The sequence below is a fragment of the Holdemanella hominis genome, assembly GCF_014306155.1.
GTDB classification, from domain to species: Bacteria; Bacillota_I; Bacilli_A; order Erysipelotrichales; family Erysipelotrichaceae; genus Holdemanella; species Holdemanella hominis.
Window position 1 is genome coordinate 1 of record NZ_JACRWH010000021.1, and the last position, 22,463, is coordinate 22,463.

Sequence of the window (22,463 nt, forward strand, 5' to 3'; positions counted from 1 at the left end):
ACATTGGCTTCTCCACCACCATAAGTTGCACCAAATGTATCGGCTTGTACAAAGCGATAATATCCTTCTGGTGCTAAACGTAACATGATTTCTCCAAAAGTGACTACTTTTTGTTTCATTTATTTACCCCTTATTTTAGCTACTAATTCAACAGCTTCTTCTACTAAAGATTTAATTTCATCAAATTTTCCTTCTACAACAAGATCACCTTTCACCATCCAGCTTCCACCGCACGCAACGATTTTGTCACAAGATAAATAATTATCTAAATTCTTGGCATTCACTCCACCAGTAGGCATAAATTTCACACCTACGTAAGGGGCTGCAAGAGCTTTGATTGTGGATACACCACCAAATTGTTCAGCTGGGAAGAATTTCACAACTTCCAATCCTCTTTTCACAGCTTGAGCAACTTCACTAGGTGTAATGCAGCCCGGATAAATTGGAATATTCTTTTCTAAACAGTAATCTACGATTTCTGGATCAAATCCAGGGCTTACAATAAATTTTGCGCCTGCATTTACTGCACGATCTACTTGTTCTGTTGTCAATACTGTACCAGCACCTACAAACATGTCTGGATAGCATTCTGTCATCAATCGAATGGATTCTTCAGCAGCTTCTGTACGAAAAGTCACTTCTGCACACGGAAGACCGCCTTCGCATAAAGCTTGAGCTAATGGTTTAGCATCTTTTGCGTCATTCAAAACAACAACAGGGACAACACCCATTTCTTGAATTGTTTTACTAATCGTATTCATTTTACACCTCTCTTATAGATACTTCTTTAATGTTGAGCGTACACTACCTACGCCTGCCAACATTTCATTAAAGTATCCGCATACTTTTTCTGCCATATCGACTTCATATAGGTTCACACCAAAAATTTTATCATTTTCTAGAACTGGTTTTAGTGTGGCTTCAATTTCAGTTGCATCTTTAGTTTCACCTAATTTAAATCCTTCAATATAAGGACAAACTGTATCCAATAATGGATCCGGACTTAATTCAAACGCATTTCCCGCATCATCCACAGCCATTAAATAACGTAACCATCCGGCAAACACTAATGGAATTAATTTCAAATCTGCTACATTGCGATTGTCAGCACTCGCATACGCTTTAATTGTTTCCCCAAAACGAATTGCTAATTTTTGAGAAGTGTCTGTGGCGATACGTTGTGGCGTATCTGGCATAAATGGATTTGGAACACGTACTTTTAATACTGTATCTATAAATTCTTTTGGATCCAAAATGCCAGGATTTACTACAACTGGTAAACCTTCTTTATATCCGACAGTTTCAACTAATTTTACTAATTCTTCATCTTTCATTTCATCTGAAATCTTATTGTATCCCAATACACATCCAAAGATGGCTAGACAAGTGTGTAATGGATTTAAACAAGTGCAAACCTTCATTTTTTCTACTTTGTCTACTGTATCGCGGTCTGTAAACATCAACCCACCCTTAGTTAAATCTAAACGTCCATTTGGGAAATTGTCTTCAATAACTAAGTATTCTGTTTCTTCTGCATTTACGAAAGGTGCTACATATGTGTTTTTAGAAGTAATAACTGGATCTAATTCTTCTACACCATCGTTCAACAAGTTTTTTTCAACAGATGCATCTGGACGAGGTGTAATCTTATCAATCATACTCCAAGTAAATGACACTTTATTTGAATCAATATATTCAACAAATTCCTTTTCGGCTTTACCGTTTTCTGCCCAAGCTTTGGCAAATGCAAGGATAGCTGCATATAACTTATCTCCATTATGAGAACAGTTATCTGTACTTACCATCGCAATTGGAAGTTCTCCTGCTTTAAAGCGAGCATACAATAAAGATGTCACTTTACCCATATAACTAGCTGGTTTTTCTGGTCCATCCACAAAGTCTCCTGTGATATCTGGGAGTTGTTCACCTTTTCCATTTACTAGGCTGTATCCTTTTTCTGTGATTGTAAATGTTGCCATCTGTAAAGATTTGTTTGTGAAGATTTCTTTTAATCTTGCATAAGCACTTTCATTATTTGAATCTAAAGGTAAAGATTCTGCAACACTGGCAACAACGGTTTTATCGATTGTACCATCGGCTTTTAATGTAGCTACGATACCTAAGTTATCGTGTGGCGCATACATTTTTTCAATGATTTCATAATCGAAACCTTCGGCAACGACCAAGCCTCGATCTAAATCTTTATTATTCAACATATTTTGAACAACATTCGCATGGAATGCACGGAATAAGTTACCAGCTCCAAAATGGATCCAGAAAGGATTTTCCTTTGTAGCTTTTCTCATTTCAGCAATATCATATTGAGGTAAAGAATATCCCTTTTCTTCCCATTCTTTTCGATTTTGAATACCTTCTAAAGTTAATTTCATAATTAGATACCTCGCTTCGTGGCTTTATCAATGGCCTCCCATAATCCATTTAAGTAAGTAGCTCCTAAGGCACGGTCATATAAACCATATCCTGGCATTGCCACTTCATCCCAAATCATACGTCCATGGTCTGGCCGGATTGGTCCATCAAATCCAATGTCATATAGAGCTTTCATAATTTCATACATATCAAATGTACCATCACTTGATAAGTGAGCAGCTTCTTCAAAGTTTGTTGGTGTAATGAATTTCAAGTTACGAACATGTGCAAAGTGAATTCTTCCCTTTAATGAACGAATCATATCAGGTAAATCATTTGCTAAATTAGTTCCATAAGATCCTGAACAGAAAGTAACACCATTATGAGGATTGTCTACCATTTTCATCATACGCAAGATATTTTCTTTATTGATGATAATACGTGGAAGTCCAAATACGCTCCATGCTGGATCATCTGGGTGAATGGCCATGTTAATATCGTATTTATCACATACAGGCATAATTTTTTCTAAGAAATATTTTAAGTTCTCAAATAATTTTTCATCATCTACATCTTTATACATTTCAAATAGTTCTTTAACACGGGCCATACGTTCTGGTTCCCAACCTGGCATGATTGAACCATTCATATCTCCGGAAATGGATTCAAACATTTTTTCTGGATCTAAGGCATCAACCGCTTCTTGTGTATAAGCTAGTACTGTAGAGCCATCAGCTCTTACACGAGCTAATTCTGTACGTGTCCAGTCAAATACAGGCATAAAGTTGTAACAAACCATGTGGATATCTTCTTTCCCTAAGTTTTCCAATGTTTCAATGTAGTTTGCAATATATTGTTCTCTTTCTGGTGCACCTGTTTTGATCGCATCATGAATATTTACACTTTCAATTCCAGCAACATGAAGGCCTGCAGCTTCTACTTCGTCTTTCATTGCACGAATTCTTCCGCGGCTCCAAACTTCACCTGGCTCAGTATCATATAAAGTAGTAATAACTCCAGTCACTCCTGGGATTTGTCGAATTTGTTTTAATGTGACAGTATCAAATTTTGAACCATACCATCTTAATGTCATTTCCATAAAATGTTCTCACTTTCTAAGATTTGTATTTGTTTTGGCAACTATATTATAGGTAAAGCGGTTTCAATTTGGAATTTCATTAATTGTTATAAACATTGCAAAAGTTGCGATTTTCCCATAAAATAAAATTATGAAAAAGAACCTTCAAACGACATTTAGTACTCGACAAAAAATGTTAGAACCTGACTTTGAAATCTATTATTATGAGGATACGAGTCAGAATTTTCACTATGCTAATGTCAATCCTCACACTCATAATTACTATGAATTTTACATTTTTTTAGAAGGACACATATCTATGGATATTGAGGGTGTCTCTCATCCTTTAGTGCCAGGCGATATATTGATCATTCCACCCAACACAAAGCACTACGCAAAGCTTTTAGACAATAGTATTCCATATCGTCGTTTCGTATTCTGGATTTCCCAAGATTATTGTAATAAACTATTTAACATCTCGAGTGATTATGTTTATTTAATTCAGCGTGTTCTTACCACAAAACAATATTTATATCATTATGACATTATTGGTTTTAACACCTTACAATCCAAAATCTTCAGACTGATTGAAGAAACGCATGCCAATCGTTTTGGTAAACAAACTAAGGTCCAATTATGTTTAAAAGATCTTGTTTTTCACTTTAATCGCTCCATTTATGAAATGGAACAAAAAAATAAAAAATACGAAGAAAATGCTCTCTATGAAAATATCTTATTGTACATTGAAGACCATATCGATGAAGATTTGACGCTTGACCATCTGTCTGAAATATTCTTTGTCAGCAAATACCATATTTCACATGTATTTAAAGCAAATCTTGGTATTTCTGTACATCAATTCATCACAAAAAAACGTCTTCGCTTATGCAAAGACGCTATATCGTTTCATACAAATTTAACAGAAATCTGTATATTATATGGTTTTAAAGACTATACGAGTTTCTTCCGTGCCTTTAAAAAAGAATTTGGTATGTCACCAAAAGAATTTAAGGAATTATCTGTAAAAACAAAAGAAAAGCAGGGTTAACCTGCTTTTGATATTTTCATGACCCAATAGCCTTTATCACGAGCCATTTTTTCTACTTCATGGCCTTTTTCTTGTAAATAATGAATCGCACTTTGTGCACCATGCTGCTTGCGCATTACAATCCAGAAATGGCCATCTTCCTTTAAATGTTCTAAGCACTGATCAAACAATGAATAAATCATTGCCTTTCCCGTACGAATCGGTGGGTTCAAAAGAATACAGGCATACTGGCCTTCATTCACACCTGACTGACATAATATCTTTGCCTTACGACGATATTTTTTCATGTTTGAATCTGCGAGCTGACAAGCTCTTTGATTTACATCAATCATTGTCATTGCGGTATGCTTCCAATACTCCATTAAAATCAAGGCAATCGGACCAATTCCACAACCTAGATCTAATGTGCTTTCTGATTCAGCTTCATTGTCGAGTACCGTTTCTAAAAGAATACGTGTACCTTCATCCAATTTATCTTTACTGAAAACTCCAGCATTCGAATTTAACTTATATGTAAAATCACGAAAATGTATCGTAATTTCTTCTGGTGCATCTTTTACAATATCATTTGTGAAATAGTGTGCCATACTACTTTGTAGCAGCTTCTACAATCGCATCTGCATCAATTTTGTATTTTGCGAATAATTCAGCTGGTTTTCCACTTTCACCAAATACATCCTGAACACCGACACGAACAAGTTTACATGCTGTTCCTGCTTCAGCTAAAACTTCTGCCACAGCACTTCCTAAACCACCAATAATTGAATGTTCTTCACAAGTAACGATAGTATCATGAGTTTTTGCTAGTTCAATGATCAATTCTTTATCAATTGGTTTAATTGTATGGATATTTACTACAGTTGGAGCTGTTTCCATTTTCTTAGCAGCCTCTAATGCTTCTTGAACCATTAATCCAGTCGCAACTAAAGCTACTTTTTCACCTTTTTGAAGGACAACACCTTTTCCTAGTTCAAATTTATAGTCATCGCCATTTACACTTTCAACACCACTACGACCTAAACGAACGTAGCAAGGCCCATCAATTTCAGCTACAGCCTTACATGCTTGTTTAGCTTCATTATAGTCACATGGAACGATAACTTTCATACCTGGAATACCACGCATTAAACTAACATCTTCAATACATTGGTGACTTGCACCATCTTCTCCAACACTAATTCCTGCATGAGATGCACAGATTTTAACGTTTAATTGTGGATATCCGATACTGTTACGAATTTGTTCGAATCCACGTCCAGTCGCAAACATTGCGAAGGTAGAAGCATACGCAATCTTTCCACTAGCCGCAAGACCAGCCGCAACACTCATCATATTTCCTTCGGCAATTCCCATGTCAAAGTGACGAGAAGGGTCTACTTTTTTAGCTTCTCCACTCTTTGTACTACCCGCTAAATCAGCATCTAATACAACGACATTTTTATTTTCAACCATTAATTCTTTTAAAGCATCACCATAAGCGACACGTGTAGCTACTTTTGCCATTATTCTGCCTCCAATTCTTTCATTGCAGCATGGTATTGTTCTTCATTTGGTGCTACTCCATGCCATCCCTGTTGATCTTCCATAAATGAAACACCTTTTCCTTTAATTGTCTTCGCAACAATTACAGTTGGCATTCCTTTTGTTTCACGAGCTTCTTTTAATGCAGCACGCAATTGATCATAATCATGACCATCTACATTAATTACGTGGCAATTGAAAGCTTCGAATTTTTTATCCAAAGGATACACACTCATAACTTCATCTACATGACCATCAATTTGAAGGTTATTATTGTCAACAATAATACATAAATTATCTAATTTATAGTGAGCCGCCGACATTGTAGCTTCCCATACTTGTCCTTCTTGGCATTCACCATCTCCAAGTACAGTATAGATACGGTAATCGTTTTCATCTAATTTATTGGCTAATGCCATACCTACAGCGCAAGAAATACCTTGTCCTAAAGATCCTGTAGACATATCTACACCTTCTACATAATTCATGTTAGGGTGTCCTTGTAAACGTGAATTGATAGCTCTGAAAGTTGTCAATTCTTCTTCAGGAAGGAATCCCTTTTCAGCAAGTACTGCATATAAAGCTGGACTTGCATGTCCCTTACTTAATACAAAACGATCACGATTCAATGTATTTAAGTTTTCCTCATTAATATCCATTTCTTCAAAGTATAACTCTGTTAAAATGTCAGTTGCACCTAAACTTCCACCCGGGTGTCCACTTTGGGCACTATACACTTCTTTCACAATATTTCTACGAATATTTTTTGCGTGCAATGCAAGTTCCTTGTTTTCCATAATATTTACGCTATCTCCTTTTTGCGCATACATTATAACAAACTTTTTGTCACAATACACCCCCTACAAAAAGTCAATTATTTCACAAATGCTTATATTGCCACACATAAGCTGCATCATTGATCAATTCTATGTCATTTTGACTAATCCCAATCAATTCCAACGCTTCAAATATGTCTATCCCTTTTTCAAATAACTTCTCAAAACAATCCATCCTCGCATTTGTCTTTTCTTGTTTGATTACTTTCTCTAACACTTCTTGCACTCGATCCGATTGAGCACGATAAAACATACCATCCATCTTTAAAGCGAGTTTTTCATCCACATCCGAAAATAAAGCTCTTAAAGTCTTTATGTCGCACCCCCGATTCAATAAAAGTAAATAAAAGCTACGAATCTCCAAGTTGTACACTCGCTTACGAAACAGTTCAAATTCTACATCTAATTTTTCCATTTTTTTGTTCTCCTTTTTTCTACACTCTCTTATACGTAAAAAAAAAGAAGTTTCATCAAAAAAAGTGAGAAATCAATCTCACTTTTCAACTTCATAAATCATGGCACCAAAACTAGGAACATTTACTTCGATCATATATGGCTGATTATGTCTTGTAAGACGCATTGCCTGCACCTCTTGAGGTGCATGACCTTTTAAGTTTCCGTTGTATTTATCCCACTCTGTATTCAAAATTTCTTTATATTTACCTTTGCAAGGAACACCAAACTGTTGGTGATCATATGGATTTGTTGAGAAATTCATAATAATAACGAAATCTTTCTTTGAACCTCTACGAATAAATGAGAACGTATTTTGTCCTACATTATCTGCGTCAATCCAACAGAAACGACTTGGATCATAATCTTGATCAAAGAATGCATCATTTTCTGTGTAAATCTTGCCTAAATCTTCGCATAAATGTTCAAATGCATCGTGCATTGGATAATCCAACAAGAACCAGTCACAGCTCTTTTGTTCATCCCATTCACGCAATTGACCAATTTCATTACCCATGAAATTCAATTTCTTTCCAGGATGCGTAAACATATATACATATAATGCTCTTGCCTGGGCAAACTTATCTTCATAGCTTCCCCACATCTTATCTACAATGGTTGCCTTACCATGCACAACTTCATCATGACTAAATGGTAAGATAAATCTTTCTGAATAGAAATAAGCCATCGAGAAAGTAACGTCATGGTGATGCCACTTACGATAGATTGGATCTCTTTTTAAATAAGATAATGTATCATTCATCCAACCTAGATCCCACTTATAGTCAAATCCTAAACCACCCGCATAACTTGGCTTTGTGACATTAGGGAAATCGCTTGAATCTTCTGCAATCAACATGATTTTTCCTTGATGTGCCTCATTCAACAAGTGATTCATACGTTTCATGAAATCACATGCACCTTCATTCACACCATTATTCTTGTTTCCATGCCAGAAAATCGCATTACTGATCGCATCCATTCTTAAACCATCCACATGATAAACATCTACCCAGAAATTGGCTGCAGACATCAAGAATGAGCGAACTTCTTCTTTCCATAAGTTGAAGTTAGCCGTTCCCCATTCACTATTCGCATCTTCCGGTTTTGAATATTCATATAAAGGTGTACCATCAAACATTCCTAACGCGTAATTATCCTTTACAAAGTGCACAGGTACAAAATCCATGATAACACCAATTCCAGCTTCGTGAAGTGCATTCACAAAGTGCATTAATTCATGATTTGTTCCATAACGAGAAGTACTTGAAAAATATCCCGTACATTGATAACCCCAAGAACCATCAAACGGGTATTCACATAGCGGCATGACTTCAACATGTGTAAAGTGATGTTTCTTACAGTGTTCAATCAATTCCTTTTCTATTTCATGATACTGTATAAACTCTTCGCTTTCATCATCTTTTCTCCATGAACCAACATGCATTTCATAAATATTTACAGGAGAATCAAAACCCTTATTTCTTTGATTCAGCCATTCTTTGTCAGTCCATCCATCATAACTTAAATCTGATACAATACTTGCCGTGTTTGGTCTTAATTCACTATAAAAAGCATATGGATCCATTTTGTCTACCAATTCACCATTTGCCTGCCACACACGATATTTATACGAATCCTTATCCTTTGCACCTTCTACAAAACATTCCCAAATCCCACGTTTATCTTTTTTCATTTTACTCGCTTGATCATCCCAATTATTAAATGTACCAATAACTGAAATATTCTTTGCGTTTGGAGCATACACTCTAAAGCGAACCCCATTAGCTTCTAGGTGTGCACCAAAAATATTATAAGCATGTATGTCACGCCCTTCAAAAAAGGCTTTTGTCTTTCTTTGATCCATATCGATATAACCTCCGTATATATATTTTATACCGGAACACAAGAAACTTAAAGTATATTCTTCACACTTTGAAAACGCTTACCAATTATCAAAAAAAGATGCAACTAACGCTGCACCACCATAAATTGACGTAATATATTTTCTAAATCTTCTAATGTGTTCATTTGTGACATCTCGTTTTTAAAGATCCTTGAACTAGGAAGTCCCTTTAAATACCAGCTAGCCAAACCTCGCATTTCACGAATAGCTACTTTTTCACCTTTTGTATCCGCTAATCCTTTGGCATGATCCACACAAATTTCAATACGATCTTCCATTGAAAATTCATGTTTCTGTCCTGTAATTGAATCCACACATTCTTGAATCAAGAATGGATTACCTACAATTCCTCGACCTAGCATAACCGCATCACAACCTGTTTCATTCATCATACGGTGAAAATCTTCTACACTGCGGACATCCCCATTCCCGATAACAGGAATAGATACCGCGTCTTTTACTTGCTTAATATAAGACCAGTCTGCTTTTCCTTCATACATCTGATTACGCGTACGACCATGCACCGCAACAGCACTAACGCCCACACTTTCCATAGCCTTCGCCATTTCAACACAATTAATATGATACGTATCAAAACCTAAACGCATCTTTACAGTTACTGGCTTATTTACATTTTGTACAATATTCGATACAAGTTCTTTGGCATAATCAATATCCTTCATTAAAAAGCTTCCTGCCTGTGCTTTAATAACCTTGTTTACGGGACACCCCATATTAAAGTCAATAATGTCACAATCTGTTTGCGTATCCAAATATTTAGCTGCATACACAACCGTATCAATGTCATGACCAAACAACTGGAAAGATACAGGATGTTCATTTTCATCGATGGCACACATTTGTTTCGTCTTCAATGAATCATAGTATAAAGCTTTATCACTTACCATTTCATTACAAACTAAACCAGCTCCAAAGCGTTTCGCAATTCTACGAAATGCGATATTACTAATACCTGCCATTGGTGCAATCACAACCGGATTTTCGATTTCTACATTTCCAATCTTAATCATGCATCTTACTCGCAATCGCTCTTAATTCTTCTTCTGTGAAATGATATGTTTCATTACAGAAATTACATGTGATTTCACAACCATGCTCTTTATCAGCCATCTCTAAAACATCTGATTTTTTTATAGTTCCCAAAGCTCTAGCCATACGTACCTTTGAACAAGGACAATCATAAGCCACTGGTTGTGTCGTTAAAATCTTCGCATCTTCAAACATGTCATTTGCCAAATCTTCTAAACTTGAATCATCATATTCTTGAATTAAAGTACTCATTGGTTTCAATCCTTCAAGTACGTGTTCACAAATAGAAATATCTGTTTCTGTTGCATCTGGAAGCATTTGTAGAATCATAGCACCTGCACTGGCAACACGACCATCTGTTCCTATTAAAACTCCACATGATACAGCTGTTGGTGTTTGTTCAGACAAAGTAAAGTAATAGGCGAAATCATCCCCAATTTCACCACTCTGTAACTCAACCGAACCAGAAAAGTTTTCTTCCATACTTAAATCTTTAGTAACTGTTAAAGTTCCATCTGTGCCGACAACAGCTCCTACATTTAATTTTCCTGGGCGAATCAAAACATCCTCTACATGTGGATTTGAAACAAACCCACGAACATTTCCATCCGCATATGCATCTACCACAATAGAACCAATTGGACCGTGTCCATTGATTGTGATTGACAACATTTCTTCTTCTGATTTCAACATAGCACCCATCATACTTGCTACAGATAAAGTTCTTCCTAAAGCTGCACAAGCACATGGATGTAAATCAAAACGATCTTGCGCTTCCTGTACTAAGTCAGTTGTGCGCACAATATATAAACGAACATGCTCATTTAAAACAAGAGCTTTTAATAGTTGATCTTTCATAATATCCTCCACAATAAAATTCACTAGCAACATTCTACTGAATTCTTGTATCCATTTCAAGCCAAACTAAAAGCCATCAATCGATGGCTTTAATGTGTAATTAATCTTTTTTCTTAGTTAATTCATTGAACGCATCATCCAAATCCTTTTGATCAATACCAGCTGGAGTCTCCGGAATCTCTGGAACTTGAACTACTTCTTGTTCTACTTTTTCCTCTTCTGCATTTGTTTCAATATTTGGATCTGTTAATTGTCCATAATTCATTAAATTGGTGATTTCTTCATTTGTTAATGTTTCATGTTCATACAAATTGTTCGCAATCAAATCCAACAAATCTTTGTTTTCAGTTAAGATCTTACGGCAATTTTCATGGCACTCATCAACAATCGCACGAACTTCTTTATCAATTTCAGCCGCTACACCTGCAGAATAATCACTACCCTTTGTATAATCTCTTCCTAAGAAGACATTTCCTTGAGGATCCGCATATTGGATAGGCCCTAAACTAGACATACCATATACACGAACCATATTTTTGGCAATTTCTGTTAATTTTTCAATATCATTTACAGCACCCGCACTGATTTCACCAAATTGGATCTCTTCAGCTGTACGACCACCAAGTAAACCAGTGATCTGCGCAATAAATTCAGATTTTCTATGGAAGTATTTCTCTTCACGAGGTGTCATCAAGTTATATCCACCCGCATCTCCACGAGGAATAATTGTAACTTTCTGAACCATATCTGCATCTTCAAGTTTTAAACCAATAACGGCATGTCCCGCTTCATGGTAAGCCACAAGAATTTTATCTTTTTCTGTATATTTTTTGCTCTTTTTCGCAGGTCCCATCATAACACGGTCAATAGCTTCATCTAAATCCGTCATTGTAACCTTAGACTCATTTTTACGAACCGCTAAAATGGCACCTTCATTCAATACATTAGCTAAATCTGCACCAGAGAATCCAGGCGTACGTTTTGCCAGGTTTGCAAGTGAAACATCATTCGCCAATTTCTTGTTACGAGCATGTACCTGTAAAATAGCTTCACGGCCCTTAATATCTGGCAAGCTAACCGTAACGCGACGATCGAAACGACCACTACGAAGTAAAGCAGGGTCCAATACGTCTGGACGGTTTGTAGCCGCAATAACAACGATTCCAGCATTATCTGTCATACCATCCATTTCAACCAATAATTGGTTCAATGTTTGTTCACGCTCATCGTTTCCGCCACCCATACCAGCTCCACGCTGACGTCCAACGGCATCGATTTCATCAATAAAAATAATACATGGCGCACTCTTTTGTGCTGTTTTAAACATGTCACGAACACGACTCGCACCTGTTCCGACAAACATTTCAACAAAGTCAGAACCTGAAATCGAGAAGAATGGAACATTGGCTTCTCCAGCTACGGCTTTTGCCAATAAAGTCTTACCAGTTCCTGGAGGACCAACCATCAAGATTCCCTTAGGAATATGTGCTCCCATATCTGTAAATTTCTTTGGCGAACGCAAGTAATCGATAATTTCTTTTACTTCTTCTTTTTCTTCTTCACAACCCGCAACATCTTTAAAACGAACTTTTACATTCGATTCAACACGAGCTTTTGATTTTGCGAATTCAAAGGCTTTATTATTGCCTCCACCACCCATTTTAGAAAACATGAAGTAGAAGAATACCGCAATAATCAAGAATGGAATGATTTGAGAAAGAATAGAAATCCATACACTTCCTTGGTTTGGATCTTCTACTGTTAGCTTTCCACCATTACGTTGCAAATCCTTTTCCAACTTCTCAATATTCTTTTCTGTTCTTGGAACAATAACCTTGTATCCAACTGTCTTTGAGTTCTGTTCATAAGTACCTTCCAACTGAATAACAGTGGAACTAATTGTCATAGAACTCTTCTTAAAGTCAACTTCATCTACAATTTTCTCAAATTGTGTATAATTCATTTGTACAGTACTGCCCTGTGAACTATAAAAAACTAATGATAATACAATTGATAAAATGAAGATGGTTGGTAAATAATTTAACCACTTCTTCATAATCTTCCTCCTACTGATAAATTTCAGGTTTTAAAACACCAACAAATGGTAAGTTACGATATTTCTGGTTGTAATCCAATCCGTATCCAACCACAAATTCGTTTGGCACCTCAAAACCAACGTAATCCGCCTCAATTTCACAAACACGACGGCTTGGTTTATCTAACAATGTTACACAACGAACATCTAGACAACCTTTATTCTTAAACATTTTCTTTACTTCAACTAAAGTTCTACCTGTATCAATAATATCTTCTACAACTAAAATAGAACGATTCTTACAAGATAAATCCATATCCTTTAAAATACGAACATCTCCAATAGATTCTGTTCCATCGTATGAACTAACGGACATAAAATCAATTTCACATGGAAATTCAAAACGCTTGATCAATTCAGCCATAAAAGGAACGCTTCCCTTTAACAATCCAACTACGATTGGAGTTTCTCCAGATTCTTTATAATCTTCTTCTATTTGATGTGCTAGTTCTACACAACGGTTTTCGATTTCTTCTTCACTTAATAAAATTTTTTCAATATCTTGAGCTATCATATGGTGTTTTTCTCCTTAAGTTACTTAAACATTGTAACATAAACATTTAATCTAGACCATTCATTTTAAAATAGAACTGTTGATTTTGTGAATAATGTTCTACATCACATCCAAGGCCTGGTACGAAAATAACTTTTCCTGCATTATTTTCCACAACCAGCCAATATTTTCGGTATATCTTGCAGATTTTTCGGTCCACAAAGAAACGATGCACATTCTTATTTCCAAAACGCATCGAAATTACGTCATTCACTTTAACATGACGCACCACCAAAGGAAAGTCAGATGCCTCCACACTAAAAGACTCAATTGTTTGGCCCTGATTCATAATAGAGAATTCTTTATAATCTTTATACTCCAATTCATCCAATGTACAATACACATTCTGTGGTTTTGGCATTAAATACAACTTTTCATTATGCCTTTCCAATAAATGATTCTCTATTTCAATCAGCACATTTCCCTTTAATTGGACACACAACTCTTCCGTGTATTTCCTAGAGAAATGATGGCTCAAAGCCTGAAATAAGAAAGCATCTAAATAGAGCCAGGCATCTTCTTGATTCAATAAAGAATCTACATCCCCATTCCAATTCTTTAAAAAATCTTCTATGCCTGCTCTTTTTATTTGCCAAAAATCATTCTCATTTTGAATCTTTAAAATCCATTCTTCCTTTTCATTACGATCCATCTTCTCAATTTGCGTATGACGAATCACATTACGCGTATAGTGATTGGTTAAATTCGATTCATCAATCCCAAAAGAAACACCATTATCATTGCAGTATTGTTGCAATTCACTCTTTGTGAAATTAAGTAAAGGTCGAACAATTTGGTATCCCTGCCTTACACTCTTTTCTTTTAATCCATACCAGTCACAAATCATATTTCGATTTTTCTGAAACAAATACGTCTCAATCACATCATCCATCTGATGTGCTACATATAATAATTTCGTATCAAATTCATCTGCCACTTCTTCAAAAAAGGCATAACGAACATCTCTTGCCCATGCCTGAAAATTTCCTTTCTCATACACCGGATATAAAACTCGAACAGGAATATCATATTTTTTACAATATTCCTTCACTATTTTCTCATCCCTATCTGCCGTATCGCGATGTTTATAATTCACATGTGCAACGACAATGTCCTTGCCTTGTTTATTCAATTGATCTAATAAAGCCATGCTGTCAGGTCCACCTGAACAGGCTACTACACATTTTGACATGTTCTTATTATAGCATCATTTGCATAACACATTTTTTTATTTTATCAAACAAGTGAGAATTCGGGTCAATATGCGCCTTCACATCAATCACACGCGCCGAATTGATCCATTTCGCATCATTTAAAAATAAGACACTCGACTTATTTAATCCCTCAATTTCTGGTAAACGCATCAAATGACGCTTTCCCATATGGGATACAGGATCATACGCCCTATGATACGCACTACTATTCCCACTCATAGGTACTACAAATATTTTCCCATTCTTCATTGCCAACACTAAACCAAAATGCTGATAGCCAACCTCACTTAGATAGGCCAATCCAAAATCTGTAAAGCATATGTCACCAACTTTCACATACACCTTAGCCTCTAAACTCGAATACATTTGTTTCCTCTGACAAAAATTCAGTTTAGAAAGCATATAATCATAAACCTCACTTTCATTTAAACCCTCTAACAGTTGTTCTTCAGCAATTCTAGCCTGCGACGTTATTTTCTGTGTGTACTCCGTCGACTTCTTGTTTTTGTACTTTTGCCATTCATTCGGTTCCATAACCCCATTCTAACAAACCGATGTGAAAACAATATTAAAAGTAGGCATTTTAGCCTACTTTTTTGAATATTTTTCGCGATTTTCTTTGAATACGATGCCACAAACCAATTAAAGGATGAAATTTCTCACTAATCATTGCCGATTTCTCAATAAAGATCTCTACCGCCAACAATATAATGACCATAACTAAAAAGCCGATATTTCGATTGATCATATACGCAAAAGCACTCAATCCAAAAAGCGCTGTTAAACCACACATGATAATTACAGTATTACGATGTCCAAATTGGCGCATCAACAAGTGATGAATATGACTCTTGTCCGCCTCCATAAATTTCATACCCTTTAAAGTACGTCTCAAAATAGCGGATAACGTATCAATAATTGGCAGCATCAACAATAAGATAGGCAATGCCAACGTCAAAATCGTACTCGATTTAAATCCAAGCAATGAAATTGCCGAAATCATGAACCCCAAAAACAACGATCCACAATCTCCCATAAAGATACTAGCTGGATGCGCATTATAAACTAAAAAACCCAATGTTCCAAAAGCTAAGATAAAGGCAATGCTTAATAAATCCGAACGTCTTTCGATGATAGCGATAGAACCAATGACCACAAGCACAATAACACTCATACCTCCGGCAAGACCATCCAAGCCATCAATCAGGTTTACTGCATTTGTGATACCGGCCACCCAAATAATCGTAAAAATAAACGAAATAATACCTGTATCAATTTGAATGCCCAAAGGCAAACGAATAATATCTACTGAAACCCCAAAATAAATCAAAACCATAGCCGCAATAACTTCCAATGTTAGTTTAACCAGTGGCTTAATATCGATTAAATCATCAATTAAACCAGTAAAAAACATAATACTGCTTCCAATAACCAAACCTTTGATCTGACGATCAGCCTTCACAAAGATAGCCATCGTTATAATGAATGCCAAATAAATCGCTACACCACCAATACGCGAAATCTTTCCATGATGGACCGTACGCTTATTTTCTTTGGCATAGGCCCCACAATAAATAGAATATTGCTTCACCAACGGTGTTAGAATCACTGAAATCAAGAATGGTAATAAAATCATTTTATAATCAATCACGCTGACTTTACCCCCTTTAATGCATCTATCATATCGTATTGTCCTCGTTTTGTACAAAAAACTGGACAAGATATGTTCTTAGAAATGAATTGTGACGGTCCAAAACAATCCGCCAATCCTCCACTCAATTCAATTCCATGCATCAAAAAATGTTCTTGTAAAGAAGCAGGAAGGCCATCAAAACAATGTTTTACCCATAATGAAATCTGTGCTGAAACCATCTCGAAGGCCGGCCACAACATACTTGACTCAATTTGAATATGATGAAGAATCTGTCTTGAATCAAATGCATAACACAACAATAAATTGTTTTTTTGTTGCCAAAAAGCTAGACTTGCCATTTCCTTCAAATGCGCCGCATCCATTTTTGTGATAAAACAACCCGTCTTGTTGTAAACAATCCTTTGTATCTGCTCATCAATCTGTGCTCCCGCATAATAAATTGTCTTTGACACAAGCACCTTACCATAAGCACACACATGAATTTCCGTATAAGAATGTCCACTATGTACTAAAAAACAAGAACCTTCTTCTTGTAAAGCATTTAAGTTTGAAATAAATTCAACCTTACGTACGCCACAATCCAAAAACATTTGCTGCCAAAGTTCTCGTTGTCTTTGCGACAACTCCGTAGGAACACTCACAAGCACACTCGGTCTTAATAAGCCATCAAAGGCATGTAGTTCGTTTAACCCCTTCTGAACCAAAGGTTCAATTGAATGAAGAATTTGACCATGTGATATAGGATATTGAATTTGTATCGTATCCAGATCCTTATATAAATAGGCAAGCGCCTGATCCGATACACCCAATGTTTCTTTTCCTTTTTTTGCGATTATTGTTTTTAAAACAATTTGTTTCTGTGTAGAAAAATCATAAAACCGTGCAAGATACGCCCCCATATCCAGGGCAATCCACTTATCAAGCAAAGCCATTATAGATTGTTAATTGTAAAATCGCCTGACTTGAAATGTACGCAAGACAAAGCGATAAAAGAAACATTAAAATTTGCACTTTCTTAGGATTTTTTACACTACACACCTTTTCAAACTGAATACTTGAAATCGCATAAAAGCTTAAACCAAAACACGCAAAGAATACTAAATAAGAAATTACAGAAGCTGCCATATTAGCCTCCTACATGAACAATTTGAACAAAATCATACTTTTCCTTCAATTGCTCACATGCACTTAAAATCACTTCTTCATCCACACTGAATCCCAACATACTTGAACCAGACCCAGACATCAATATACGTACTAAACCTGCATCTTCCATATCCATTTTCACTTGTTCTAATTCAGGCTCAATCTCAAAAGCGATTGGCTCCAATGAATTTGCCATTGTCTGATATAAAAGATCCATGTTCTCTTCTCGAATACTCGACTCTACTAAATCTACATCCGGATGAAAAGGACGAGACTCTTTCCATTTAGAAAATGCATTCGCGGTGGAAATTCCAAAATCTGGCTTTACAACCACAATATCAAATTTCCAAGCACTTTCAATCGGCGTGATTTTTTCTCCAATACCCTTTACCCGAGCCCACTTATCATGAATACAAAAAGGAACATCCGCCCCCACTTGTTTTGTGATTTCATAAAGATTTTCTTCCGTTTCCTCAATACCTTCCATCTTTAAAACCGCCTTACATACAGCAGCTGCATCCGCACTTCCGCCACCAAGACCTGCCTGAGCTGGAATGTGCTTCTTGATAGATACTTTGAAACAAGAATCTAAGTGATAGGTATCCTTTAAAACTTGAATCATCTTTGAAACCGTATTGTTCTCTGGTAATTTCATACCTTCACATTCAACTACATCAAAATCATTTTTTTCTATCTCAATCTCATCATAAATTGAAATAGGTACCATGATCATGTCTAAAGAATGATACCCATTATCCATTCTTTCTACGACATCTAATGCTAGATTAATTTTTGCCCTTGCCTGTACTTTCATAGGTCACCTCATATAATCGAATAAAATCGTCTAACGTACACTGTTGTGCACGCGTACTAGGATCAATATTTACTTTTTCTAACAATTCTTTTGCCAGAGCCTTATCTTTCACAAAATTCTGAAAGTTATTATAAATAGTTTTTCTTCTTTGTGTAAAACAAGCTTTTACCAAATCGAAGAAATAAGTCTCATCTTCTAAATGATACTTGTGATGGAAAGAAAACTGAATGACCATCGAATCTACATTGGGACTTGGCCAAAATACTCTTCTTGATACATCCATGACTTTTTTCACATCACAACGATATTGCGTAATGACGCTCAACGCATTGTATTCCTTATCATTTTCGTGTGCCAAGAAACGTTCTCCCACTTCTTTTTGCATCATAACCGTAATTCTTTCAATCTCCTCATTTGCCTCGAACAATTTAAATAAGATCGGCGTCGTGATGTAGTAAGGAAGATTCGACGCGAAAACCACCTTTTGACCAGGCTTTCTAAATTCACGAATCTTTTCATCAATATCCACCTTTAAGATGTCTTCTAATACTATCTGTAAATGATCAAAACCAATCTCATTCTCTATTACAACCGGCAATCTTTCATCAATCTCAAAAGCTACAACCTGATTACTTTTTTCACATAAAAACTGTGTTAAAGCCCCAATTCCAGGACCAATCTCAAAAACCAATTCATCTCTTGATTGAATTGCTGCATTGGCAATCTTTTCAACAATACCCGGTTCAATAATAAAATTCTGTCCAAAGCTTTTCTTTGTGAAAACCTTATACTTTTCTTGAATCTCTTTTGTCTTTTTTACTGTCGCAATCGCCTGTCTCATTAAAGACTCCTTTCTTCTATCTCTTCTTTTGTCACATTCATCTGATTTAAACGCTTGAAACATGTTTTCGCATTACAAGGACCAATATGAAAATCTTCACAAACTTGAAAGCGCAAATCCTTGTTTCCAACTAAGCCTAAATCAATAAAGTCTTGCCAACTCAATACTTCTTCTTTATTCTCAAACGTTACACAATGACATAGGGCATCCCATAAATCTTCTTTACTTGCATGCTCTACACCGACTTTTTTAGGTGTTTTCGCTTTTTCTTTATTAATAAACGCATGTTTACATCCTGGCACACTACCACCAATCAATCTACGTATATGTTCTCCTGGCGTATCTGGATCTGTAAAAATAATCACGCCTCTTGTCTTTTGGGCCTGTCTAACACGCTCAATCGTTTTCTCGTTGACCTGGTCTCCACCCGTTTCAATCGTGTCACAATCAAAAAAAGACTGCAACGTGTTTGTATCATTTTTTCCTTCAACGACAATAATTTCTTTAATATGCTGCTTCATCTGTCTCCACCACATGTTTTGATGTAAAACCAGCACCATGTACCTGATGCACATCATTCACAATAATAAACGCTTTTGGATCAATCGCTAAAACACTTGACTCTAATAATGGATATTGTTTCTGCTTAATAACACACATCAACACTGGCTTAGGCGCTTGTGTATAGCCACCACTTCCATCTAGAATCGTTACACCACGATCCACTGTCTCTAATAAAATACGACGAATCTGCTTCCACTCTGTCGATATAATCATAACATTTTTTGCGGATTGCATGCCTAGCATTACTGTTTTATCAATTGCGACACCACAAACAAACACAGACATAATACCAATCAATGCTGGTGTTAAACCATGTGTAACCACACCCAATAAAACTGTTAAGCCATCTACGATCATTACACTGGTTCCTTCAGGAATCTTCAAGTATTTATGTAGAATCAAAGCTAAGATATCCATACCACCCGTACTTGAATTAACTCTAAACACTAAACCTAAACCAATCCCCACAAGAACTCCGGCATAGATTGTGGCCACATAAGCTGGCATCACAAATGTATCTTTAGGAAACATTGTGGCAACCTGTGATAAACCTGTTACGAAAACCGGATATACAATTGTAGAAATCACAGATTTCATCGCAAACTGCTTTCCTAATAAAAGAGCTCCCAATATAAATAATCCAATTGTTAAACCATCAATCATCAAAACTGTATCAATCGGAAGAACTGGATGTAATGCGACAGCCACACCAGCTACACCACCTGTTAATATATTATTAGGAAGTATAAAAAAGGAAACTGAACATGCGACCACAAAGTTTCCAAGTATAATCATTATTAAATCATGTATTTTATTCTTGCTCATATGCATACCTCTTCTAGCCTACATGATTATATCATTTTTTTTATGTTTCGTTTTCAAAAATATCGCTTGCAAACAATTCACTTTATCCGTATAATAGTCCGGGTTATATAAGTTCATGATATGGTTGAACGTTCATACCTACTACCGAAAACAGTAGACTATAGCCTTCAAACAGGAGGAAAATAAAATGCAATACGATATCATTATTATTGGTGCTGGGCCTGGAGGAATTTTCTCAGCCTACGAATTATTAAAGAGTAAACCTGAATTAAAAATTGGTGTTTTTGAAGCAGGAGCACCATTAAACAAAAGAAAATGTCCAATTGACGGAAAGAACATCAAATCATGTATCCACTGTAAATCATGTGCCATCATGAACGGTTTTGGTGGAGCTGGTGCCTTCAGTGATGGAAAATACAATATCACAAATGAATTTGGTGGAAACCTATACGAATATGTAGGTGAACAAGAAGCTATCGATTTAATGGAATATGTGGATGAAATCAACTGCAAGATGGGCGGTGAAAAAACTCGTCTATATGCAAACTCAGATGCTGCTATCGCCAAAAAATGTCTTCAAAATGATCTTCACTTATTAAAAGCGAAAGTTCGTCACTTAGGAACTGACATTAACTATGTAGTACTTGAAAACTTATACAATGAATTAAAAGACAAAGCCGAATTCCATTTCTTTAAACACATTGATATGGTAAACAAAATCGAAGATGGATATGAAGTCGTTTGTGGGGATGAAACATATACATCTACACAATGTATTATTTCTACAGGCCGTTCAGGAAGTAAATGGATGGAATCTGTATGCTCAAACTTAGGCATTGAAACAAAGAGTGATCGTGTAGACATCGGTGTTCGTGTTGAACTAAATGCCGATACATTCTCAGAATTAACAGACTCATTGTATGAATCTAAAATCGTATATCGTTCAAAGAAATATCAAGACCGCGTTCGTACATTCTGTATGAACCCTAGAGGTGTTGTCGTAAACGAAAACACAAACGGAATCATCACTGTAAATGGTCACAGCTATGAAGATCCAGCTCGTTTCACAAACAACACAAACTTTGCCTTATTAGTATCAAATCATTTCACAGAACCCTTCTCACAAAGTAACCAATATGGTGAAAGTATTGCCCGCCTATCAAACATGTTAGGTGGTGGCGTTATCGTTCAACGCTTTGGTGATCTGATTCGTGGACAACGTTCAACTCCAAGTCGTATTGCACAAGGATTCGTAACTCCTACATTGAAGGCTACGCCAGGAGACTTGTCTCTAGTTATCCCTAAACGTCAATTAGATGACATTATTGAAATGATCTATGCGCTTGATAAAGTATGTCCATCAACAGCTAGTGATGACACATTACTATATGGTGTTGAAGTTAAATTCTACAACATGCAAGTAAAAGTAGATAAAAACTTAGAAACAAAACACAAAGGACTATTCGTTATCGGAGACTGTTCAGGTGTAACACACTCATTAAGTCATGCCAGTGCATCTGGTGTATATGTTGCAAGACACATTACAGAAAATCTATAATACAACACAAAGTGGATCAAATGATCCACTTTTTTTCATTAACTGCACAGTTAATAACTCTCGAGTTAATAATAATGAT

The 22,463-nt window shown here is 36.1% G+C and carries 23 protein-coding genes and 1 riboswitch; of the genes, 2 read left to right on the forward strand and 21 right to left on the reverse strand.

Translation table 11 applies throughout. From position 1 onward, the window contains the following. Positions 1-119 precede the first annotated feature (119 nt). Genes H8911_RS06330 through uxuA form a run of 3 tightly spaced genes read right to left on the reverse strand, consistent with a single transcriptional unit; the run spans position 120 to position 3,469 of the window. Complete coding sequence (locus tag H8911_RS06330; RefSeq protein WP_186999059.1) at positions 120-761, reverse strand: bifunctional 4-hydroxy-2-oxoglutarate aldolase/2-dehydro-3-deoxy-phosphogluconate aldolase; 642 nt, start codon at positions 759-761, stop codon at positions 120-122. 12 nt (positions 762-773) lie between these two features. Continuing rightward, positions 774-2,390 (reverse strand): mannitol dehydrogenase family protein, encoded by a 1,617-nt coding sequence (locus tag H8911_RS06335; RefSeq protein WP_117926576.1) that lies wholly within the window; start codon positions 2,388-2,390, stop codon positions 774-776. Positions 2,391-2,392: 2 nt separating this feature from the next. Then, a complete protein-coding gene (gene uxuA / locus H8911_RS06340; RefSeq protein WP_117926575.1) occupies positions 2,393-3,469 on the reverse strand; it encodes a mannonate dehydratase in 1,077 nt (358 codons plus the stop codon). A 130-nt stretch (positions 3,470-3,599) separates the two neighbouring features. On the opposite strand from uxuA, the gene H8911_RS06345 reads away from it, so the two are divergent. Continuing rightward, positions 3,600-4,496, forward strand: coding sequence for an AraC family transcriptional regulator (locus H8911_RS06345; protein ID WP_117926574.1), 897 nt, complete (start codon positions 3,600-3,602; stop codon positions 4,494-4,496). Here H8911_RS06345 and H8911_RS06350 read toward each other — a convergent pair. From H8911_RS06350 to H8911_RS06435, 18 genes are all read right to left on the reverse strand, one after another. Beyond that, a complete protein-coding gene (locus H8911_RS06350) occupies positions 4,493-5,083 on the reverse strand; it encodes a class I SAM-dependent methyltransferase (RefSeq protein ID WP_186999060.1) in 591 nt (196 codons plus the stop codon). The genes H8911_RS06345 and H8911_RS06350 overlap by 4 nt on opposite strands. Before the next feature lies 1 nt (position 5,084). Further along, the gene (locus H8911_RS06355) at positions 5,085-5,999 is read right to left on the reverse strand and encodes a transketolase family protein (RefSeq protein ID WP_117571758.1); all 915 of its coding nucleotides are present in this window, start codon (positions 5,997-5,999) and stop codon (positions 5,085-5,087) included. Next, positions 5,999-6,847 carry a transketolase gene (locus tag H8911_RS06360; RefSeq protein ID WP_255466308.1) on the reverse strand — a complete coding sequence of 283 codons (849 nt, stop codon included), beginning with the start codon at positions 6,845-6,847 and terminating at the stop codon, positions 5,999-6,001. The genes H8911_RS06355 and H8911_RS06360 overlap by 1 nt, the downstream gene beginning before the upstream one ends. Positions 6,848-6,896: 49 nt before the next feature. Further along, positions 6,897-7,268, reverse strand: coding sequence for a hypothetical protein (locus H8911_RS06365; RefSeq protein ID WP_117926572.1), 372 nt, complete (start codon positions 7,266-7,268; stop codon positions 6,897-6,899). A 78-nt stretch (positions 7,269-7,346) separates the two neighbouring features. Further along, a complete protein-coding gene (gene glgB / locus H8911_RS06370) occupies positions 7,347-9,173 on the reverse strand; it encodes a 1,4-alpha-glucan branching protein GlgB (protein WP_186999062.1) in 1,827 nt (608 codons plus the stop codon). Positions 9,174-9,277: 104 nt separating this feature from the next. Next, positions 9,278-10,243, reverse strand: a complete 966-nt coding sequence (dusB, locus tag H8911_RS06375; RefSeq protein ID WP_117926570.1) for a tRNA dihydrouridine synthase DusB — start codon at positions 10,241-10,243, stop codon at positions 9,278-9,280. Further along, positions 10,236-11,120, reverse strand: coding sequence for an Hsp33 family molecular chaperone HslO (gene hslO, locus H8911_RS06380; RefSeq protein WP_186999063.1), 885 nt, complete (start codon positions 11,118-11,120; stop codon positions 10,236-10,238). The genes dusB and hslO overlap by 8 nt, the downstream gene beginning before the upstream one ends. A 100-nt stretch (positions 11,121-11,220) precedes the next feature. Further along, a complete protein-coding gene (gene ftsH, locus H8911_RS06385) occupies positions 11,221-13,176 on the reverse strand; it encodes an ATP-dependent zinc metalloprotease FtsH (RefSeq protein WP_186999064.1) in 1,956 nt (651 codons plus the stop codon). Between the two features lie 10 nt (positions 13,177-13,186). Continuing rightward, complete coding sequence (gene hpt, locus H8911_RS06390; protein ID WP_186999065.1) at positions 13,187-13,729, reverse strand: hypoxanthine phosphoribosyltransferase; 543 nt, start codon at positions 13,727-13,729, stop codon at positions 13,187-13,189. Between the two features lie 46 nt (positions 13,730-13,775). Next, positions 13,776-14,960 carry a tRNA lysidine(34) synthetase TilS gene (tilS, locus tag H8911_RS06395; RefSeq protein ID WP_186999066.1) on the reverse strand — a complete coding sequence of 395 codons (1,185 nt, stop codon included), beginning with the start codon at positions 14,958-14,960 and terminating at the stop codon, positions 13,776-13,778. A gap of 7 nt (positions 14,961-14,967) precedes the next feature. Then, positions 14,968-15,516, reverse strand: coding sequence for a hypothetical protein (locus H8911_RS06400; protein WP_117926053.1), 549 nt, complete (start codon positions 15,514-15,516; stop codon positions 14,968-14,970). A gap of 49 nt (positions 15,517-15,565) precedes the next feature. Beyond that, positions 15,566-16,633, reverse strand: coding sequence for an MraY family glycosyltransferase (locus H8911_RS06405; protein WP_227402742.1), 1,068 nt, complete (start codon positions 16,631-16,633; stop codon positions 15,566-15,568). After that, the gene (locus H8911_RS06410) at positions 16,630-17,568 is read right to left on the reverse strand and encodes a rod shape-determining protein (protein ID WP_186999067.1); all 939 of its coding nucleotides are present in this window, start codon (positions 17,566-17,568) and stop codon (positions 16,630-16,632) included. The genes H8911_RS06405 and H8911_RS06410 overlap by 4 nt, the downstream gene beginning before the upstream one ends. Next, on the reverse strand, positions 17,555-17,761 hold the full coding sequence (locus tag H8911_RS06415; protein WP_117571749.1) for a DUF1146 domain-containing protein: 207 nt from the start codon (positions 17,759-17,761) through the stop codon (positions 17,555-17,557). The genes H8911_RS06410 and H8911_RS06415 overlap by 14 nt, the downstream gene beginning before the upstream one ends. Position 17,762: 1 nt before the next feature. Further along, on the reverse strand, positions 17,763-18,596 hold the full coding sequence (ispE, locus tag H8911_RS06420; RefSeq protein ID WP_117926049.1) for a 4-(cytidine 5'-diphospho)-2-C-methyl-D-erythritol kinase: 834 nt from the start codon (positions 18,594-18,596) through the stop codon (positions 17,763-17,765). Beyond that, complete coding sequence (rsmA, locus tag H8911_RS06425; RefSeq protein ID WP_186999068.1) at positions 18,568-19,437, reverse strand: 16S rRNA (adenine(1518)-N(6)/adenine(1519)-N(6))-dimethyltransferase RsmA; 870 nt, start codon at positions 19,435-19,437, stop codon at positions 18,568-18,570. The genes ispE and rsmA overlap by 29 nt, the downstream gene beginning before the upstream one ends. After that, a complete protein-coding gene (gene rnmV, locus H8911_RS06430; RefSeq protein ID WP_186999069.1) occupies positions 19,437-19,958 on the reverse strand; it encodes a ribonuclease M5 in 522 nt (173 codons plus the stop codon). Before rnmV ends, rsmA begins: the two co-directional genes overlap by 1 nt. After that, positions 19,942-20,826, reverse strand: a complete 885-nt coding sequence (locus H8911_RS06435) for a YitT family protein (protein ID WP_117926043.1) — start codon at positions 20,824-20,826, stop codon at positions 19,942-19,944. The genes rnmV and H8911_RS06435 overlap by 17 nt, the downstream gene beginning before the upstream one ends. 83 nt (positions 20,827-20,909) lie before the next feature. Beyond that, positions 20,910-21,007, forward strand: a riboswitch (purine riboswitch). Positions 21,008-21,013: 6 nt separating this feature from the next. On the opposite strand from H8911_RS06435, the gene H8911_RS06440 reads away from it, so the two are divergent. Continuing rightward, on the forward strand, positions 21,014-22,384 hold the full coding sequence (locus tag H8911_RS06440; RefSeq protein ID WP_117926041.1) for an NAD(P)/FAD-dependent oxidoreductase: 1,371 nt from the start codon (positions 21,014-21,016) through the stop codon (positions 22,382-22,384). The last annotated feature ends 79 nt before the right edge of the window (positions 22,385-22,463 follow it).

Excerpts from the sequence above, each read along its gene's own strand:
- H8911_RS06330 (WP_186999059.1), bottom strand. The coding sequence starts at position 761 with ATGAATACGATTAGTAAAACAATTCAAGAAATGGGTGTTGTCCCTGTT.
- H8911_RS06335 (WP_117926576.1), bottom strand. The coding sequence starts at position 2,390 with ATGAAATTAACTTTAGAAGGTATTCAAAATCGAAAAGAATGGGAAGAA.
- uxuA (WP_117926575.1), bottom strand. The coding sequence starts at position 3,469 with ATGGAAATGACATTAAGATGGTATGGTTCAAAATTTGATACTGTCACA.
- H8911_RS06345 (WP_117926574.1), top strand. The coding sequence starts at position 3,600 with ATGAAAAAGAACCTTCAAACGACATTTAGTACTCGACAAAAAATGTTA.
- H8911_RS06350 (WP_186999060.1), bottom strand. The coding sequence starts at position 5,083 with ATGGCACACTATTTCACAAATGATATTGTAAAAGATGCACCAGAAGAA.
- H8911_RS06355 (WP_117571758.1), bottom strand. The coding sequence starts at position 5,999 with ATGGCAAAAGTAGCTACACGTGTCGCTTATGGTGATGCTTTAAAAGAA.
- H8911_RS06360 (WP_255466308.1), bottom strand. The coding sequence starts at position 6,847 with ATGTATGCGCAAAAAGGAGATAGCGTAAATATTATGGAAAACAAGGAA.
- H8911_RS06365 (WP_117926572.1), bottom strand. The coding sequence starts at position 7,268 with ATGGAAAAATTAGATGTAGAATTTGAACTGTTTCGTAAGCGAGTGTAC.
- glgB (WP_186999062.1), bottom strand. The coding sequence starts at position 9,173 with ATGGATCAAAGAAAGACAAAAGCCTTTTTTGAAGGGCGTGACATACAT.
- dusB (WP_117926570.1), bottom strand. The coding sequence starts at position 10,243 with ATGATTAAGATTGGAAATGTAGAAATCGAAAATCCGGTTGTGATTGCA.
- hslO (WP_186999063.1), bottom strand. The coding sequence starts at position 11,120 with ATGAAAGATCAACTATTAAAAGCTCTTGTTTTAAATGAGCATGTTCGT.
- ftsH (WP_186999064.1), bottom strand. The coding sequence starts at position 13,176 with ATGAAGAAGTGGTTAAATTATTTACCAACCATCTTCATTTTATCAATT.
- hpt (WP_186999065.1), bottom strand. The coding sequence starts at position 13,729 with ATGATAGCTCAAGATATTGAAAAAATTTTATTAAGTGAAGAAGAAATC.
- tilS (WP_186999066.1), bottom strand. The coding sequence starts at position 14,960 with ATGTCAAAATGTGTAGTAGCCTGTTCAGGTGGACCTGACAGCATGGCT.
- H8911_RS06400 (WP_117926053.1), bottom strand. The coding sequence starts at position 15,516 with ATGGAACCGAATGAATGGCAAAAGTACAAAAACAAGAAGTCGACGGAG.
- H8911_RS06410 (WP_186999067.1), bottom strand. The coding sequence starts at position 17,568 with ATGGCTTTGCTTGATAAGTGGATTGCCCTGGATATGGGGGCGTATCTT.
- H8911_RS06415 (WP_117571749.1), bottom strand. The coding sequence starts at position 17,761 with ATGGCAGCTTCTGTAATTTCTTATTTAGTATTCTTTGCGTGTTTTGGT.
- ispE (WP_117926049.1), bottom strand. The coding sequence starts at position 18,596 with ATGAAAGTACAGGCAAGGGCAAAAATTAATCTAGCATTAGATGTCGTA.
- rsmA (WP_186999068.1), bottom strand. The coding sequence starts at position 19,437 with ATGAGACAGGCGATTGCGACAGTAAAAAAGACAAAAGAGATTCAAGAA.
- rnmV (WP_186999069.1), bottom strand. The coding sequence starts at position 19,958 with ATGAAGCAGCATATTAAAGAAATTATTGTCGTTGAAGGAAAAAATGAT.
- H8911_RS06435 (WP_117926043.1), bottom strand. The coding sequence starts at position 20,826 with ATGAGCAAGAATAAAATACATGATTTAATAATGATTATACTTGGAAAC.
- H8911_RS06440 (WP_117926041.1), top strand. The coding sequence starts at position 21,014 with ATGCAATACGATATCATTATTATTGGTGCTGGGCCTGGAGGAATTTTC.